This window comes from Pantoea stewartii (genome assembly GCF_011044475.1).
Lineage (GTDB): Bacteria > Pseudomonadota > Gammaproteobacteria > Enterobacterales > Enterobacteriaceae > Pantoea > Pantoea stewartii.
This window is the reverse complement of sequence record NZ_CP049115.1, coordinates 1,359,604-1,377,665: the sequence shown is the minus strand read 5'-3', so window position 1 is coordinate 1,377,665 and position 18,062 is coordinate 1,359,604. Positions and strand designations below refer to the sequence as shown.

11 protein-coding genes and 1 pseudogene are annotated in these 18,062 nt (G+C 53.3%); 4 read left to right on the top strand and 8 right to left on the bottom strand.

All coding sequences use genetic code 11. From position 1 onward, the window contains the following. Positions 1–47: 47 nt before the first annotated feature. Positions 48–1,244: a nicotinamide mononucleotide deamidase-related protein YfaY gene (locus G5574_RS06460; RefSeq protein ID WP_164482315.1), complete on the top strand. Its 1,197-nt coding sequence runs from the start codon at positions 48–50 to the stop codon at positions 1,242–1,244. Positions 1,245–1,319: 75 nt separating this feature from the next. Here G5574_RS06460 and G5574_RS06455 read toward each other — a convergent pair whose 3' ends face one another. Beyond that, the gene (locus G5574_RS06455) at positions 1,320–1,907 is read right to left on the bottom strand and encodes a TetR/AcrR family transcriptional regulator (protein WP_006120009.1); all 588 of its coding nucleotides are present in this window, start codon (positions 1,905–1,907) and stop codon (positions 1,320–1,322) included. Between the two features lie 145 nt (positions 1,908–2,052). Between G5574_RS06455 and G5574_RS06450 the strand changes: the two genes are divergently transcribed. Next, on the top strand, positions 2,053–2,442 hold the full coding sequence (locus tag G5574_RS06450) for a RidA family protein (RefSeq protein ID WP_164482313.1): 390 nt from the start codon (positions 2,053–2,055) through the stop codon (positions 2,440–2,442). A 71-nt stretch (positions 2,443–2,513) separates the two neighbouring features. On the opposite strand, the gene yfaE is transcribed toward G5574_RS06450, so the two are convergent. The 4 genes from yfaE to ubiG all read right to left on the bottom strand — a co-directional run bounded on the left by yfaE (position 2,514) and on the right by ubiG (position 7,456). Beyond that, the gene (gene yfaE / locus G5574_RS06445; protein WP_006120007.1) at positions 2,514–2,774 is read right to left on the bottom strand and encodes a class I ribonucleotide reductase maintenance protein YfaE; all 261 of its coding nucleotides are present in this window, start codon (positions 2,772–2,774) and stop codon (positions 2,514–2,516) included. A gap of 2 nt (positions 2,775–2,776) precedes the next feature. Continuing rightward, on the bottom strand, positions 2,777–3,907 hold the full coding sequence (gene nrdB, locus G5574_RS06440) for a class Ia ribonucleoside-diphosphate reductase subunit beta (RefSeq protein ID WP_164482312.1): 1,131 nt from the start codon (positions 3,905–3,907) through the stop codon (positions 2,777–2,779). 78 nt (positions 3,908–3,985) lie between these two features. Then, positions 3,986–6,271, bottom strand: a complete 2,286-nt coding sequence (gene nrdA / locus G5574_RS06435; protein WP_033740614.1) for a class 1a ribonucleoside-diphosphate reductase subunit alpha — start codon at positions 6,269–6,271, stop codon at positions 3,986–3,988. A 456-nt stretch (positions 6,272–6,727) separates the two neighbouring features. Then, the gene (ubiG, locus tag G5574_RS06430; RefSeq protein WP_033740611.1) at positions 6,728–7,456 is read right to left on the bottom strand and encodes a bifunctional 2-polyprenyl-6-hydroxyphenol methylase/3-demethylubiquinol 3-O-methyltransferase UbiG; all 729 of its coding nucleotides are present in this window, start codon (positions 7,454–7,456) and stop codon (positions 6,728–6,730) included. Between the two features lie 176 nt (positions 7,457–7,632). Here ubiG and gyrA point away from each other — a divergent pair, with 176 nt between their 5' ends. Further along, on the top strand, positions 7,633–10,275 hold the full coding sequence (gene gyrA, locus G5574_RS06425) for a DNA topoisomerase (ATP-hydrolyzing) subunit A (protein WP_033740609.1): 2,643 nt from the start codon (positions 7,633–7,635) through the stop codon (positions 10,273–10,275). Between the two features lie 221 nt (positions 10,276–10,496). Continuing rightward, complete coding sequence (gene rcsC / locus G5574_RS06420; protein WP_033740958.1) at positions 10,497–13,343, top strand: two-component system sensor histidine kinase RcsC; 2,847 nt, start codon at positions 10,497–10,499, stop codon at positions 13,341–13,343. Positions 13,344–13,386: 43 nt separating this feature from the next. On the opposite strand, the gene rcsB is transcribed toward rcsC, so the two are convergent. From rcsB to G5574_RS06405, 3 genes and pseudogenes are all read right to left on the bottom strand, one after another. Next, positions 13,387–14,037: a response regulator transcription factor RcsB gene (gene rcsB / locus G5574_RS06415; RefSeq protein ID WP_006120001.1), complete on the bottom strand. Its 651-nt coding sequence runs from the start codon at positions 14,035–14,037 to the stop codon at positions 13,387–13,389. A 1-nt stretch (position 14,038) separates the two neighbouring features. Further along, a pseudogene (gene rcsD, locus G5574_RS06410) lies at positions 14,039–16,702 on the bottom strand (phosphotransferase RcsD). Between the two features lie 19 nt (positions 16,703–16,721). After that, the gene (locus G5574_RS06405; protein ID WP_033740605.1) at positions 16,722–17,876 is read right to left on the bottom strand and encodes an MFS transporter; all 1,155 of its coding nucleotides are present in this window, start codon (positions 17,874–17,876) and stop codon (positions 16,722–16,724) included. Positions 17,877–18,062 lie beyond the last annotated feature (186 nt).

The window sequence follows — 18,062 nt, the reverse complement described above, 5'->3', positions numbered from 1 at the left end:
GTTCAGGGGCTTTCTAAAGTAAAGCGACAGGCACAAGGAGAATGAATGTGATAAGAGTTGAAATGCTGTCCACGGGCGATGAAGTGTTACATGGACAAATCGTCGATACCAACGCCGCCTGGCTGGCTGATGTGTTATTTCAACACGGGCTGCCGATGACCAGCCGGACTACGGTGGGTGACGCAATGTCGTCGCTGGTGGAAACGCTAAAGGCCCGCAGTCTTGAGGCGGACGTGCTCATCGTGAATGGTGGACTGGGGCCAACCACTGACGACCTTAGCGCCCAGGCCGCGGCCAAAGCGAGCGGGGTAGGGCTGGTGATGCAGGAAGCCTGGCTGGAAACGATGGAAGCCTGGTTCGCCAGCCGCGGACGGGTTATGGCTGAGAGCAACCGTAAACAGGCAGAAATTCCCGCTAACGCCGAAATGCTGGATAACCCGGTCGGTACCGCCTGTGGCTTTGCACTGCAACTCAATCGCTGCTGGATGTTCTTTACGCCAGGCGTTCCCTCTGAATTCAAGGTAATGCTCGAACAACAAATCATTCCCCGTCTGAAAGCGAAGTTCGACCTGCCTGAACCGCCCGTTTGCCTGCGGCTGACCACCTTTGGCCGGGGAGAAAGCGACATTGCGAATGAACTGGAACCGTTGCCGCTGCCGGAGAACGTGCTGATGGGCTACCGTTCTTCCATGCCGATTATCGAAATCAAACTTACGGGGCCAGCCGAACAGCGCGTCGCGATGGAGCAGGTCTGGCAGCAGGTACGTTTGTTGCTGGCCGAGTGTACGATATTTGAAGGCACTGAGGGGCTGCCTGCACTGCTGGCGCGGGAACTGCATCAACGTCACTGGCGGCTGGCGATCAGCGAACAGTACACCGCAGGGTTACTTCACTGGCAACTGGCTTCGGCTGACGTGCCCCTGAGCGCCAGCGAAATTCTGCCGAAGCAGGACGAGAGTCTGGATGTTCAGGTCATGCGCACCCAGGCGCTGGCGACGCGCTTGCAGACTCAGCTTGCCCTGTCCGTCGGCAGCCTGAGCGAAGACGCGATCTCTGTGGCGCTCCATACACCGGAAGCGACCTGGGGACAACGTGTTAAATTCAATAGTGGTCGTCACAACCTGGAAACCCGTCAGAAAGTGGTGGCGATGATGGCAATGAACATGCTGCGGCGCTGGTTACACGGCAGCGAGGTCAGCACAGGGCACGGCTGGATTGATGTGCTTGAAACTATCAAGCATTAAAAATACGGACCGGTGCCAAACGGCACCGACCGCCTTCTTTTTCTGCTCCCCGCGTTTCCTCAACTAACACGCTGTTTAACGCCGTAGCCCCGTCGCCAGCACGGTAAAGGTCGCCGTGACTTTAGCCAGCGTGGCCTGGGGCTCGGCGCTGGCGGCCACCCACAAGGCGGCAGTAAACGCCGCACCATTCAGCAAGCGGGCAGCGGCTTCAACATCCACGGGCTTCAGCACGCCGCTCGTGACCATCTCCTCCAGTGCATGCTGGGTTGCGGTCAGGCAGGCGTTCTGGCTGGGCCACAGGGAGGGATCGCCAAGAAAGGCCGGGCCATCCAGTAATACAATACGCTGCACTTCGGGGTCCAGCGCCATCTCGATATAGGCGATACCTTCCGCCAGCAACTGGTTCCAGCTGTCGCCCGCACTGGCCGCGCGCGCTTTTGCACGCTGGGCGATTTCACTGTCGACTTCCGCGACCACAGCGGCGAGAAGGCCACGTTTATCGCCAAAATTGTGATAAAGCGCACCGCGCGTTAAACCAACGCTCGCCGTCAGCTCATCCATGGACGCGGCAGCAAACCCCTTTTCGGCAAAGGCTTTACGTGCGGCGGCAATCAGTTTAAGGCGATTTTCTTCCATCGTGACCGCACGAGGTCGTCCTGCCATGGTTCTCTCCTTTTCGTATACGTCGCGTATCTGAAATTGACATACGGGGCGTATGTGTGTTTTATTTCACATACGGGAAGTAGATTAAATCATGTCGTCATGAGGCGCATGATTTCCTGATAACAACTCACCAGAGGGTAAAACAATGAGCAATCGTGAAGCAGTTTTCCCGGCGGGTCGTCATGCGCTGTATGAAAGGCATGGCTATTCCGCTGCGATCCGCTCGGGCGACCTGCTGTTCGTCTCGGGTCAGGTTGGCAGTCGCAAGGACGGATCGCCTGAACCGGATTTTGCTGCTCAGGTGCAACTGGCCTTTGAGAATCTGCGCCAGACACTGGCGGCGGCAGGCTGTTCGTTCGATGATCTTATTGATGTCACCACGTTTCATACCGACCCTGAAACGCAGTTCGCTACCATTATGGAAGTGAAAAAAGCGATATTTCCGCAGCCACCTTATCCTAACTGGACGGCGGTCGGTGTTAACTGGCTGGCAGGATTCGATTTTGAAATCAAAGTCATTGCCCGTATCCCCTGATTCAGCACCCGGCGAAAAAAAACCGTCATCCGGTTGGGATGACGGTTTTTTTAAACGCTTTGGCTCAACCACTAGAGTTCAAGCTCGATTTCACCTTTCGCCTTACAGCAGCAGGGCAGGATCTCCCCCTGTTCAATAAAGGCCAGCGGGGTTTCCGCGTAGTCGACCTCGCCGCGCAGTAACCGCATACGGCAGGAGCCGCAGTAACCTTCCCGGCACTGAAACTCCACGCACAGGTTGTTGGCTTCCAGCATGGTCAACAGATTAGGATGATCGTCTGCGCACTCCAGTCGGGTGCCGGAACTGCGCAGAATAACAACAGAACGGCTCATCGTTATAACTGGAAGTCGTCGAAGTCGTTTTCGCCCACTTCTGAATCAATCTGACCCACCAGGTAAGAACTGACTTCCACTTCCTGCGGGGCAACCTGAACGTTATCGGACACCAGCCAGGCGTTGATCCAGGGAATCGGGTTCGAGCGCGTTCCGAACGGCAGATCGAGGCCAACCGCCTGCATACGAATGTTGGTGATGTATTCGATATACTGGCACAGGATATCTTTGTTCAGACCGATCATGGAGCCGCCGCTGAACAGGTAATCTGCCCACTCTTTCTCCTGTAAGGCCGCTTTCTTAAACAGCTCGAAGCACTCTTCACGGCATTCGGCGGCAATTTCTTTCATTTCAGGATCGTCTTCACCGGTGCGCAGCAGATTAAGCATGTGCTGGGTGCCGGTCAGATGCAGAGCTTCGTCGCGTGCAATCAGCTTGATGATTTTGGCGTTGCCTTCCATCAGTTCTCGCTCAGCAAACGCAAAAGAGCAGGCAAAGCTGACGTAGAAGCGGATCGCTTCCAGCGCATTGACGCTCATCAGGCAAATATACAGCTGCTTTTTCAGCGCGCGCACGTTAACCGTAATGGACTTACCATTGACCTGATGCGTACCTTCGCCCAGCAAATGCCAGTAGTTAGTCATCTCAATCAGGTCATCGTAGTACTTAGAGATGTCCTGCGCACGCGCCAGAATCTGCTGGTTGGTGACGATATCATCAAACACTACAGACGGATCGTTCACGATGTTGCGAATGATGTGGGTGTACGAGCGAGAGTGGATCGTTTCGGAGAAAGCCCAGGTTTCGATCCAGGTTTCCAGTTCCGGAATCGAGATCAGCGGCAGCAGTGCCACGTTCGGGCTGCGTCCCTGAATCGAGTCCAGTAACGTCTGGTATTTCAGGTTGCTGATGAAGATATGCTTTTCATGATCGGGCAGGGCCTGGTAGTCGATGCGATCGCGCGAGACATCGACTTCTTCAGGACGCCAGAAGAACGAAAGCTGCTTTTCGATCAGTTTTTCAAAGATATCGTATTTCTGCTGGTCAAAGCGCGCCACGTTAACGGACTGACCGAAAAACATAGGCTCTTTCAGCTGGTCATTTTTGTTTTGTGAAAAAGTGGAGTAAGCCATAAAAAACTGTCCATGGTAGACGAGGCTCAGCACCGGCCTCGCGGAAAAATGTGGGCGGGAAAGGCTCCCGCCCGACCGTCAGATCTTACAGGCGCCGCTTTCGCAGCCATCATCCTGAATAGAAGGTGCCAGATCGTCCTGCGCATCTTCCGCACCATCACGGGTGTTTTGGTAGTAGAGCGTTTTCACGCCAAACTTGTAGGCGGTCAGCAGATCTTTCAGCAGTTGCTTCATCGGCACTTTGCCATTCGGGAAGCGCGACGGATCGTAGTTGGTATTTGACGAAATCGCCTGATCGATGAATTTCTGCATTACGCCAACCAGTTGCAGGTAGCCATCGTTGGACGGCATATCCCACAGCAGTTCGTACTGATCTTTAAGACGCTCATATTCCGGCACCACCTGACGCAGGATACCGTCTTTAGACGCTTTAATACTGATATGGCCGCGCGGCGGTTCGATACCGTTGGTGGCGTTTGAAATCTGCGACGAGGTTTCAGACGGCATCAGGGCAGAAAGCGTCGAGTTGCGCAGGCCGTGGGTTTTAATCTGCTCGCGCAGGGTTTCCCAGTCCAGGTGCAGCGGCTCGTTGCAAATCGCATCCAGATCTTTCTTGTAGGTATCAATTGGCAGCACGCCCTGTGCATAGGTGGTTTCATTGAACCACGGGCAGGCGCCTTGCTCTTTAGCCAGCTCATTTGAGGCTTTCAGCAGGTAGTACTGAATGGCTTCAAAGGTTTTGTGCGTCAGGCCATTCGCGCTGCCGTCGGAGTAGCGCACGCCGTGCTTCGCCAGGTAGTAAGCAAAGTTAATGACGCCAATGCCCAGCGTACGACGACCCATCGCACCCCGTTGCGCGGCCGGAATCGGGTAATCCTGATAATCCAGCAGTGCATCCAGCGCGCGTACAGCCAGCGTGGCCAGCTCTTCCAGATCGTCCAGGCTGTCAATCGCACCAAGGTTAAATGCTGACAGTGTACAGAGCGCAATCTCACCGTTTTCGTCGTTGACGTCATTGAGCGGTTTAGTTGGCAGCGCAATTTCCAGACACAGGTTCGACTGGCGCACTGGCGCAATACTGGCGTCAAACGGGCTGTGTGTGTTGCAGTGGTCAACGTTCTGGATGTAGATACGGCCGGTAGAGGCGCGTTCCTGCATCATCAGCGAGAACAGATCCACCGCTTTCACACGCTGCTTACGAATGCTGCTGTCTTGTTCGTATTTGGTGTAAAGACGTTCAAATTCGTCCTGATCGGCAAAGAACGCATCGTACAGGCCAGGTACGTCTGACGGGCTAAACAGCGTGATGTCCTCGCCCTTCAGCAGGCGCTGGTACATCATTTTGTTGAGCTGCACACCGTAGTCCATGTGACGCACGCGGTTACCTTCCACACCACGGTTGTTTTTCAGGACTAACAGGCTTTCCACTTCCAGATGCCACATCGGATAGAACAGCGTTGCTGCGCCGCCACGGACGCCGCCCTGCGAACAGGATTTCACCGCCGTCTGGAAGTGCTTATAGAACGGGATACAACCGGTATGGAAAGCTTCACCGCCGCGAATCGGGCTGCCCAGCGCGCGGATACGACCCGCGTTAATACCAATACCTGCGCGTTGTGAAACGTATTTCACAATAGCGCTGGAGGTCGCGTTGATGGAATCCAGGCTGTCGCCACATTCAATCAGGACACAGGAACTGAACTGACGGGTTGGCGTACGCACTCCCGACATGATTGGCGTCGGCAGGGAGATCTTAAACGTGGAAATCGCATCGTAGAAACGCTTGATGTAATCCATCCGGGTCGCACGCGGATAGCCTGAGAACAGGCAGGCCGCCACCAGAATGTACAGGAACTGGGCGCTTTCGTAGATCTCACCGGAGACGCGGTTCTGAACCAGATATTTGCCTTCCAGCTGTTTCACGGCCGCGTAGGAGAAATTCATGTCGCGCCAGTGGTCGATGAAGCCGTCCATCTGCTCGAACTCTTCACGGCTGTAGTCTTCCAGCAGATGGCGATCGTATTTACCCAAGTCAACCATCTTAACGACCTGATCGTACAGCGCGGGCGGCTCAAACTGGCCGTACGCTTTTTTACGCAGGTGGAAGATCGCCAGACGGGCGGCAAGGTACTGATAGTCAGGGGCATCGCGAGAAATAAGGTCTGCAGCGGCCTTGATGATCGTTTCATGGATGTCAGAGGTTTTGATGCCATCATAAAACTGAATGTGGGAACGCAGCTCTACCTGTGAAACCGACACATTGTTCAGCCCTTCAGCTGCCCAGTCGAGGACACGGTGAATTTTGTCGAGATCAATGCGCTCCTGGCGGCCATCGCGTTTAGTAACGAGCAGACTTTGGTTCATGTCGCGTTTTTACCTTTGCGTGAGTATCCAATAATTAAAAGAAATCCCGATTTATACACAGCATATTCATTGTGAATAATGTTGTGGATAAACACTACATCTTGGGGTTGTCGAAGATAAGTATAACAATATGGAGGCTTATTCTAGTATTTTGCTGGCGCTTAACAAGAGGAAAAAATGATGTCTGCGGGGGTTGTATTTTCTGCGGGTTTTCTTAGGCCGCGTCTCGTAAGGCCGCAGGTCTTGTCAACCAGTCTGAGAAAATATTGCGATTTATGATCGACCGCTGATTTTTCAAACATTGCGCGACTTTTTCCAGCATTGGTCTATGCGAAAGCCTGTTTTGAGCCATAGCCGTCGTGCCACAGGGCTTAACGCGTAGCGCCAGGGAGGATAGCGTTTTGTGATGACAGTGGGATGACAGCAGCGTGGGCAAAGCCGCACGCTGCACAGGAATTACGCCTCGCCGTGATGCGTGTGGATCATGTAGTTCACGTCCACACCTTTGCCCAGACGGAACCGATCGGTAAGCGGGTTGTAGTGCAGGCCCGTCATGTTGCGTTCACGCAGCGGGGTTTCATCCACCCAACCCAGCAGCTCAGAGGGACGGATAAATTTCTTCACATCATGCGTCCCACGCGGCACCATGCGCAGGACATATTCCGCACCGAAAATCGCCATCAGCCAGGCTTTGGGATTACGGTTAATGGTCGAGAAGAACACCTCGCCACCGGGTTTAACCAGCTGCGCGCAGGCGTGCACCACCGAACGTGGATCCGGCACGTGCTCAAGCATCTCCATGCAGGTCACCACATCGTACTGGCCTGCATGCTGGCTGGCATGCTCCTCGACCGTTTGTTGCACATAGTCGAGCGTCACGCCGCTCTCCAGCGCATGCAGTCGTGCCACCTCAAGTGGCTCCGCGCCCATATCCAGCCCGGTGACGATTGCACCTTCCCGGGCCATGCTTTCCGCCAGGATACCGCCACCACAGCCGACATCGAGCACTTTTTTACCGAACAGCCCGTGACTGTGTTGCGCAATGTAGCCCAGCCGCAGGGGATTAATACGGTGCAGCGGTTTAAATTCGCCCTCCAGATCCCACCAGCGCGAGGCAACGGCCTCGAACTTGGCAATTTCCTGTGCATCGACATTGTGCTGAGGGTTCTGTGGTTGTGCATTCATTGAATCGTGACTCCTGACAAAATGTGACATCAGTATAAACGCTTAACTTATCATGGCGCACCTTATCAACATGAGTAAAAGCACCTTAATAAGGTGGTTAACGTTCACCAGTGAATTGCGGTGTGATATACTTTCGCACCTTTAAAATCCGGGATTAGTAGAGGGATAGCGGCTCCATGAGCGACCTTGCGAGAGAAATTACACCGGTTAATATCGAAGAAGAGTTAAAAAATTCTTACCTCGATTACGCCATGTCGGTCATTGTTGGCCGAGCTTTACCCGATGTGCGTGATGGCCTGAAGCCAGTACATCGCCGCGTACTCTACGCGATGAGCGAACTGGGTAATGACTGGAACAAACCCTATAAAAAATCTGCCCGCGTCGTCGGTGACGTTATCGGTAAATATCACCCGCATGGTGATTCTGCCGTTTACGACACCATCGTACGTATGGCCCAGCCTTTCTCCCTGCGTTACATGCTGGTGGACGGTCAAGGCAACTTCGGATCCATCGACGGCGACTCCGCTGCGGCGATGCGTTATACCGAAGTGCGCATGTCTAAAATCGCCCACGACCTGTTAGCTGATCTGGAAAAAGAGACCGTTGACTTCGTACCGAACTACGACGGTACCGAGCAGATCCCTGAAGTTCTGCCCACCAAAATCCCTAACCTGCTGGTCAACGGATCGTCCGGTATTGCCGTCGGTATGGCCACCAACATTCCGCCGCATAACCTGCGCGAAGTGATTAACGGCTGCCTGGCTTATATTGAAGATGAAAACATCAGCGTTGAAGGGCTGATGGAACACATTCCGGGGCCTGATTTCCCGACGGCGGCCATTATCAACGGGCGTCGCGGCATTGAAGAAGCCTATCGCACCGGTCGCGGTAAAGTTTACATCCGTGCCCGTGGTGAAGTGGAAGTGGATGCCAAAACCGGACGTGAAACCATCGTCATTCACGAGCTGCCCTATCAGGTGAACAAAGCGCGCCTGATAGAGAAGATTGCCGAGCTGGTGAAAGAAAAGCGCGTCGAAGGAATCAGTGCGCTGCGCGATGAGTCTGATAAAGACGGCATGCGTATCGTCATTGAAATCAAGCGTGACGCCGTTGGTGAAGTGGTTCTCAATAACCTCTATTCCCTGACTCAGTTGCAGACCTCTTTCGGTATCAACATGGTCGCTCTCCATCAGGGCCAGCCGAAGATTATGGCGCTGAAGGAGATTCTCGAAGCCTTCGTTCGCCATCGCCGTGAAGTGGTGACACGCCGTACTATTTTCGAACTGCGCAAGGCGCGCGATCGGGCACATATCCTTGAAGGTCTGGCGATTGCGCTGGCTAACATCGATCCGATTATCGAACTGATTCGCCGCGCACCAACGCCAGCGGAAGCAAAAGCGGGTCTGATCTCGCAATCGTGGGCGCTGGGCAATGTGGCCGCGATGCTGGAACGTGCAGGCGATGACGCGGCCCGTCCAGAGTGGCTGGAAGCGCAGTTCGGTATCCGTGATGGTCAGTATTACCTGACAGAACAACAGGCGCAGGCCATTCTGGACTTACGTCTGCAGAAGCTGACCGGCCTTGAGCATGAGAAGCTGCTGGACGAGTACAAACAGCTGCTGGATCAGATTGCAGAATTACTGCACATCCTGTCCAGCTCAGAACGTCTGATGGAAGTCATTCGCGAAGAGCTTGAGCTGATGCGCGATCAGTTCGGCGACGACCGCCGCACTGAAATTACGGCTAACAGCGCCGACATCAACATCGAAGACCTGATCAATCAGGAAGATGTTGTGGTGACATTGTCGCATCAGGGCTATGTGAAATATCAGCCGCTGAGCGACTATGAAGCCCAGCGCCGTGGCGGTAAAGGCAAGTCTGCCGCCCGAATCAAAGAAGAAGACTTTATCGATCGTCTGCTGGTGGCGAATACCCACGACACGATCCTGTGCTTCTCCAGCCGTGGCCGGCTCTACTGGATGAAAGTCTACCAGTTGCCTGAAGCCAGCCGTGGTGCACGTGGGCGTCCTATCGTTAACCTGTTGCCGCTGGAAGCCAACGAACGTATTACGGCGATTCTGCCGGTACGTGAATACACCGAAGGCTTTAACATCTTCATGGCTACCGCCAGCGGGACCGTGAAGAAAACGGGTCTGCAGGAGTTTAGCCGCCCACGTAGCGCAGGCATTATCGCGATTAACCTGCGTGATGACGATGAGCTGATCGGTGTGGCGCTGACGAACGGCAACGATGAGGCGATGTTGTTCTCTGCGGCCGGTAAGGTGGTGCGCTTTGCAGAATCCGCGGTACGTGCCATGGGCCGAACGGCTTCGGGCGTACGGGGCATTAAGCTGGCGCAAAACGATCGCGTAGTTTCGCTGATCGTGCCGCGTGAAGAGGGCGCTATTCTTACGGTTACGCAGAACGGCTACGGTAAGCGTACCGCGAACAGTGAGTACCCGACCAAATCCCGTGCAACGCAGGGCGTGATTTCCATCAAAGTAACTGAGCGTAATGGCCCGGTTATTGGTGCGGTACAGGTTGTCGACAGCGATCAGATCATGATGATCACCGATGCCGGCACACTGGTAAGAACCCGTGTCTCCGAAGTCAGCATCGTGGGCCGTAATACCCAGGGTGTGATCCTGATTCGTACAGCCGAAGACGAGAATGTTGTCGGTCTGCAGCGCGTAGCGGAACCGGTGGAAGAAGAAGAGCTGGATGCTATCGATGGCAGCGTGGCGGAAGGGGACGATGATATCGTACCTGAAGTCGACAATGACGACGATGATGAACCGGCAGTGGACGACGACGAGTAAGTTACCCGTCGTACGTTAAACCGCAACGGCAGGTCAGGGGTAACCCGGCCTGCCGTTTTTTTTGGCTGTGAAGACAGCGAGAGGAGAGGTGGGCGGCAGGTCAAACATTCTCAAACTGCGCCCTGAGCCCGGAGTCGACTGGCTTTTTCGCTGCGATAAAGCTAGTGTATGAACATCAAAAATCCAACAATGCGACTAACCTTGCCACCTGCGAGTCACCTTTGAAATATCTAGTTTCTTTCCGCACGACGCTGCGCATTTCGCGCTATCTGTTTCGCGCGCTGGCACTGCTCATCTGGTTGCTGGGCGCTGTTTTGACGACGTTCTATATTATCAGCGTCCTGCATGACAAAGAGAATAAGGTACGTCAGGAGTTTGCCAGTAACTACGGCACCATTGACTGGTACGTCCGTCATTCTGCGGGCATGATGCGTGAACTCAAATATATTGCTGAAAACCGGCTCGCCAGACCTGCACCCATCGGTCAGTCCCAGGCGGACAATCTGATTCAGCCGCAGTTTATGCCGTTATATTCCGGTGACGACTGTGCCTCCATGAGCACCACCTGGCGCAACTCGCTTGATTCCTTAGGCAACTACATTAACTACTGGAAAAGCAATTTCGCCTCCTCCTACGAGCTGAACCGGGTCTTCCTGATTGGCGGCGATAACAGGTGCCTGGCTGACTTTACCGTCAGCAATAACAATAATAATGTCAGTCGCGATCGCAGTCTGAAGCTTCTGCGGGAAAACCTGCAGCGTTACCGTAACAGCCCGGAAGAGGACCAGCGTAATCCGGCTTACTGGGTGAGCAGCTCCGCTCAGCCTGGTGTAGGCAGCTTCTCTGTGGTGATGCCGGTCTATGTGGCCGATAAACTGCAGGCTTTGCTGGGCGTAGAGCAAAATATCCGCCTTGATGAATTTATCCAGCCCGGCAGCCTGCCGGTGACCGCGACCATAACCGACGAAAATTATACGCCGTTGCTGACGTCACGCCGGGGAGGCGTAGGTTTCTCGCTAAACGAATTACCCGACGATAAAACCTGGTTTGGTTATCTGGACGGTTATCGCCAGCTGGTGCTCAAGAAACCCTTACCGCCATCAGAACTCAATGTGATCTGGTCGGTGTCAACGGATGTCCTGGTCGATCAGCTCAGGCTCATGATGATTAACGCGGTGCTGCTCAATATCATGAGTGCGGTACTGCTGTTTACGCTGGCCTGGTTATTTGAGCGGCGCATGTTTTTGCCTGCGGAAGAGAATGCACACAGGCTGGAAGAGCATGAGCAGTTTAACCGTAAGATCGTGGCGTCAGCACCGGTCGGGATCTGTATTCTGCGCACCAGCGATGGCACCAACATTCTGAGTAATGAGCTGGCGCATAACTATCTTACGTTGCTGACGCAGGAAGACCGCAAGCGGTTAAATGAAATTATCGGCGGCCAACAGGTCAACTTTGTGGATGTCCTGACGGGCAGCAACACCAATCTGCAAATCAGCTTTGTGCATTCCCGATATCGCAATGAAAACGTCGCCATCTGCGTGCTGGTTGATGTGTCCGCGCGCGTTCGTATGGAGCAGTCATTGCAGGAGATGGCGCATGCCGCTGAACAGGCCAGCCAGTCGAAATCGATGTTTCTGGCCACGGTCAGCCATGAACTGCGCACGCCGTTATACGGCATTATTGGTAATCTGGATTTATTACAGACACGACAGTTGCCCAGCGGTATCGACTCGCTGGTCACCGCCATGAACAACTCCTCCAGTCTGCTGTTAAAAATCATCAGCGATATTCTCGATTTCTCGAAAATCGAGTCGGAACAGTTGAAGATTGAACCGCGTCCTTTCTCCCCGCGTGAAGTGATTACCCATATTGTCGGTAACTATCTGTCGCTGGTGGTGAAAAAACGCCTGACACTGTACTGCTATATTGAACACGATGTTCCGCAGTTCCTCGATGGCGATCCCCTGCGTCTGCAACAGGTGATTTCTAACCTGCTCAATAATGCGATCAAATTTACGCATACCGGCTGCATTATCCTGCATGCATACGTCACCCAGGGCTATCTGGCCTTTCGTATGCGTGATACCGGCGTCGGGATTCCCGCAAAAGAGCTCACCCGGTTATTCGATCCGTTCTTCCAGGTCGGAAATGGCGTCCAGCGTAATTTCCAGGGCACCGGGCTGGGCCTGGCGATTTGTGAAAAGCTGATCAACATGATGGACGGTGATATTGAGGTGGAGTCAGAGCCGGGAATGGGAAGCCAGTTTATCGTGCGTATCCCCATCTACAATGGTAAGCAGCCGTCCATTCCACTGCTTGACGGGCTTCAGGATAAAAAAATCTGGCTGGCAATGCGCAATGAGTACCTGGCCCAGTATCTGGACAGGCTGTTGAAGCAACATGGCTTCCAGGTCGCCGATATGCTGGCAAACCCTGGCAGTGATGATGTGGTGTTAACCGACTATGCAATGGAAACATTCCCCCAGGTGCGTGCGGTTATCACGTTTGACGGCGCGCATGTGGATATGCCGCGTGAGCCGCAGGCAGGGCGCTGGATCCACAGCACGGCAACCCTGCATGAACTGCCGACTTTACTGGCGCGTATTTACCGCATTGCCGTGGAAACCGAGAGCACGGACGCGCTTTCTCTGAGCGGGCCGGTCGAAGAGAAAATCCATAATGACGACATTATGGTGCTGATCGTTGACGATCATCCTATCAACCGCATGCTGCTGTCAGAGCAGCTTGGCACGCTGGGTTATCAGGTGAAAACCGCCCAGGACGGTGTTGACGCCTTAAATGTCTTAAGCCGTAATACAATTGATATTGTGCTGACCGATGTGAACATGCCCAATATGGACGGTTATCGTCTGACTCAGCGCCTGCGTCAGTTAGGGCATGTGTTCCCGGTGATAGGCGTCACGGCGAACGCGCTGGCCGAAGAAAAGCAGCGTTGTATGGACGCAGGGATGGATAACTGCTTGTCGAAGCCCGTGACGCTGGATGTGCTGAAATCAACGCTGGGTCTCTATGCGGAGCGGGTACGTAAAGCCCGGCAGGGATAAAAGAGAAGCGGAAGGAGGCGGTGCGAGTGCACCGCCTGAAAACTTACTCTTTGTCGATCTGGGTCGCGCTGACCGATGACAGATAGTTGAGCAGGGCAATATCGTTATCCACACCCAACTTCATCATGGCCGATTTTTTCTGGCTACTGATGGTCTTAATACTGCGGTTCAGCTTCTTCGCAATTTCCGTTACCAGGAAGCCTTCAGCGAAGAGACGTAATACTTCGCTCTCTTTAGGCGACAGACGCTTATCGCCATAACCGCCGGCACTGATTTTCTCCAGCAGTTTCGCCACGCTTTCCGGCGTATATTTCTTGCCTTTCTGCAGCGCAGCCAGCGCTTTAGGCAGATCGGTTGGTGCACCTTGCTTCAGAACGATACCTTCGATATCCAGATCCAGCACGGAGCTGAGGATGGCCGGGTTGTTGTTCATGGTCAGAACAATGATCGACAGATCAGGATAATGGCGTTTGATATATTTGATCAGCGTAATACCGTCACCATACTTTTCACCCGGCATAGAGAGGTCGGTGATCAGCACATTGGCATCAAGCTTGGACAGGTTGTTAATCAGTGCTGTTGAGTCTTCAAACTCACCCACAACGTTAACCCACTCAATTTGTTCCAGAGATTTTCGGATACCGAAAAGAACAATTGGGTGATCATCGGCAATAATTACATTCAGGTTATTCATCTTATTGGTTACCTTGCTGCAGCAGTTGATTGACATAAGCGTCAATATTACTGGTGGTATTTTTAATGTTTTAATCGTCACACACTTTGATGTGGTGTTCTAATTCTTCACAAAGCTGTTTGCCCGGTGTCAAATTAAGCATAGCAAACACGCCTTTAAGGCGATGGGCAGTCTGAGCAAGCGAGGCATAATCGTTTATCGCTGACTCAGTATACAATCTCTTTACATCATCCGGTACTGTCTCAGTAAACAGCTGGAAATAGCCTCCACTTAGCAGTGGCGTGCTGGCGTCATCTTCTTCAGTGTTATCCTCCATTACATCGTGGGACAATTGCTTCTCAATCAGTGCCAGTAATGCATCCAGTAGTGCATTACTGAGATTGAAATTGACGCGATACTGTTGATCGTTCAGCGCATGATGGCCCGGTTCGTCTTCTGCCAGCAACAATGCCCAGCCACTCAGTTTGCCCGGATCGTCGGTGATCTGTACGTCGTGATCCTGACCCGAAATACGTTCATCAGGCGTCAGGCAGCGCGCGCCCCAGTTTTCCAGATGGCGACAAACAATTTTGTGGACATCTTCAACGGCGATCTCCACCAGCGCGGTTACGCCTTCCAGGATTTTCTCTTCCTCCTCATCACGCTGTTCCTCTAGCGTGAGGGGCAGTTGAATGTTATAGCGTGTGCCGATATCGGCTTTCGCCACAATCTCCAGGCTACCGCCCATTTGTTTACACAACTGCTTGCACAGGAAAAACGCCATGCCGGACGCCTGACCATAACGATCCTGACTGGTATCGCCCAGGAACGGGAAGTCCACGTTGGCCAGTTCATCCACGGTCAGTCCGGCACCGGTATCCACCAGTTCAATATAGACCCGGTCAGGCTGGTTCTCTGCCGTCTTCACCGCCAGGGTAATCTTGCCCCAGCGGGTGGTAATCAGCGCATAATGCATCAGCGTGGTGAGGATTTTGCGCAATGCACGTCGATCGCCAAAGCGCATCTCGTCATTTGCCAGATGATTATTCACCACCAGGGACAGGCCTTTGCGGCGCAGCAGCGGCAGGCTCTCCAGCGTAATTTCGTCCAGTAACTCTTGCAGGTTAAATACCGACGCATCAGGTGACCAGTCATGCGCTTCAAGACGATTGAGCAGCACGATATCGTCCACCAGACGAGCCAGTGACTGGCTCTCGTCCAGAATATCCAGCACGCTTTCGTCGTTATCACGCTGACTCAACTGCACCAACTGCGAGACGATTTTTTCCAGCGGCTGGTTTAACGCATGGCCAAGGTGATGCAGCAACTGCTGACGCATCTGGTGGTTGCGATCCAGCACCTGCTGTGCTTTTTGCAGTTTCTTGTTGACCAGTAATTCCCGATCCTGATCGCGCATCATAAACAGCTGTGTATGCGGCGATAAAACGCTACGCGCATGGCGTATTTCGTACACTTCGTTGTTGATCGTAGCCTGTAATACACCCTGATGCTGATCGGACATATTGATGATCTTTTGCAGGTTCAGGTGAGGCAAAAGATGCTCGGCGATCTTATTACTTAACAAGGTACGGTTACTCGCAAAGTCGTACACCAACAGGCCCACAGGTAAGCTGGCCACAATCTCCTGATTGAGTACGCGAAGGGAGTCCAGTTCAGCACTCTGGTTTTCACTGGGACGAAGCGATTGCTTGCGGAGCAACAATACGCCACTCAGTGAAAGTAAAAACAGCACCAGGTTAATCAGTAGTGGCCACATCAGGTTATGCGCACTGTCGAGCAGCAGGCGAACAAGGGGGACCCGGTAAACCAGCTGCAGCGAGGTGCTGGGCAGGGCTGCGGCTATCTCAATGTCGTGGCTGACCAGCGAAACCTGGGTTGTCTCAAGGCCTTCCTGGTTTGTACTGGTGTTATTGGTAAAGCTGGCATCCTGACGCAACTGGAAGTTCTCTACCGGCATATTAAGCGGGATTAAGTCATTCACAGGCAAATCAAACGCGACGACAGTAGCCAGATGGCCGGGCTGATTAAACGTCGTACGCAGGGTAAAGTAGTGATCGTTCTGGAAAGCAAGATGACGCAGAGGCGAAAAGCTTTCGCGTTCATCCAGCGCATTCGCCTGCTGCAGCATTTCAGCACGGCGCGCATCCACTAATGAACTTAACGCATTCTCTTTATAGCGAGTGGCCAAATCTTTCAGCGGCAGGGTCGATATCATAATCAGGCTGTTGTCCTGACCATTTAAGAAATACATCGACCAGGTCGGCGATTCGGCACCCCACAGCGTATCAAGATAACTGGACATCCGCATCGTCATATCCAGCGTGCTGCTGTCATGCGAACCAAAGATCAGCGCTTCGGTTTTACGTCGGGTTTTTTCGAGGTAATAGACATCAGGACGCAGACGCGTCTCTTGTAAATTGCTGGCAGGGACGGAACCTGCCGCACTGGCCGAGAGGTTTTCATAAATTTGCCAGGTCACAAAACGATAGGTATCAATACGTTTTTGTACGTCGTGCGCCATATCGGCCATGGCATAGCGTTTATCGGTTAGCCAGGCATTAATTGAATTTTGCACCATACAACCCAGCGCCAGTAACAGTACCAGGTTAAATACGATAAAAAAGCGGGTGACATTGCTGGATGTCAGAGGAAACTTATACAACATAGCGTCTCAGATACCTGATTTATCGCGCAACGTTGCGCGCACTGACAGCCACAGCCAACAAGAGCAGTGCAATCAGTAAAAATGCACCGCTAAGGCTAATCCATTGAGAGATGAACCCGATCAACGCCGGACCAGAAAGAATACCTGCATATCCCAACGTTGTCATGGCTGAAATCGCCAGGTTAGCGGGCATTGCATGCTGATTACCCGCCGCGTTAAATAACATAGGCACGGTATTGGATAAACCAAATCCCACCAGTAAGAAAGCCAGTAATGACGCTTCCGGCCAGGGCAGCAGGACGGCGAGCGCCAGGCCCGACGCCGCGGCCAGCGCGCCCATGACCATCACCGGATAGCGGCCAAAACGTTGAATAATCTTATCGCCAGTAAAGCGTCCTGCCGTCATCGCTACAGAGAATACGGCATAGCCCAGACCTGCATGTGCCGTCGACATTGACGGATTTTGCAGCAGCAACAAGGCACCCCAGTCCAGTACTGCGCCTTCTGCCAGAAACAGGATAAAGCACAGTACGCCCAGAAAGGCGACACGCCCGCGCGGAATCACCAGCCAGGGCTGATCAGGCTGATGTAAGCGCTGGTTCATATAGCCGGACAGTCGCCACAGCAGCAATGCGACCATCACCGCCATAACGATCAGAACCGATAAGAGAGGGGTCAATGTCAGACCTAACAGCAGACTTACCGCACCGGCACCTAAAATGCCTCCCAGGCTGAAAAACGCGTGAAAGCCTGACATCATGGGGCGTCCTGCGGCTTTTTCTACTTCCACCGCCTGATAATTCATTGCAACGTCCAGCATCCCCAACCCGGCACCAAACAGCATGAGTGCTGCGGCCATCACCAGATGGGAAGGCGCGGTTGCCAGCACGGGTAGCATCAACAGGACCAGCAGCGTCGAACTCATCATCACCCGCCGGCAGCCAAAGCGGGCAACCAGCGTGCCTGTGACGGGCATCGCAAGCAGTGAACCAATCCCCAGGCAAAGCAGCAGGGCACCGAGGGATGCCCCTTCTAACTGCAAGCGATCGCGCGCATAAGGTACCAGTGGTGCCCAGGCTGACATGCCCAGTCCATTAATTAAAAAAATGGTACGCGTACCGGCGCTAAGGCGGCGTTCAGAACAGGTTGATTTTGCGGCATCCAGTGCTGTCATGGCTCTTATTTCATCTGTATCGAAGCAAAAAAGTGTAGCATCAAATTGCTGCAAAACGCTGTGAGAACACAGGCTTAACAGTTCATCATTTTACGTAGATGATTTTCGCGCAGCGCCAGTGTACCGACTTTTAGCGGTGCCAATGATTTTTCCAGAACTTTCCTGGCTTACTTTCCCTCCTGCCGC

Bases quoted from the DNA above. Each gene is read 5' to 3' on its own strand.
- G5574_RS06455 (WP_006120009.1), bottom strand. From the start codon at position 1,907: ATGGCAGGACGACCTCGTGCGGTCACGATGGAAGAAAATCGCCTTAAA.
- G5574_RS06450 (WP_164482313.1), top strand. From the start codon at position 2,053: ATGAGCAATCGTGAAGCAGTTTTCCCGGCGGGTCGTCATGCGCTGTAT.
- yfaE (WP_006120007.1), bottom strand. From the start codon at position 2,774: ATGAGCCGTTCTGTTGTTATTCTGCGCAGTTCCGGCACCCGACTGGAG.
- nrdB (WP_164482312.1), bottom strand. From the start codon at position 3,907: ATGGCTTACTCCACTTTTTCACAAAACAAAAATGACCAGCTGAAAGAG.
- nrdA (WP_033740614.1), bottom strand. From the start codon at position 6,271: ATGAACCAAAGTCTGCTCGTTACTAAACGCGATGGCCGCCAGGAGCGC.
- ubiG (WP_033740611.1), bottom strand. From the start codon at position 7,456: ATGAATGCACAACCACAGAACCCTCAGCACAATGTCGATGCACAGGAA.
- gyrA (WP_033740609.1), top strand. From the start codon at position 7,633: ATGAGCGACCTTGCGAGAGAAATTACACCGGTTAATATCGAAGAAGAG.
- rcsB (WP_006120001.1), bottom strand. From the start codon at position 14,037: ATGAATAACCTGAATGTAATTATTGCCGATGATCACCCAATTGTTCTT.
- G5574_RS06405 (WP_033740605.1), bottom strand. From the start codon at position 17,876: ATGACAGCACTGGATGCCGCAAAATCAACCTGTTCTGAACGCCGCCTT.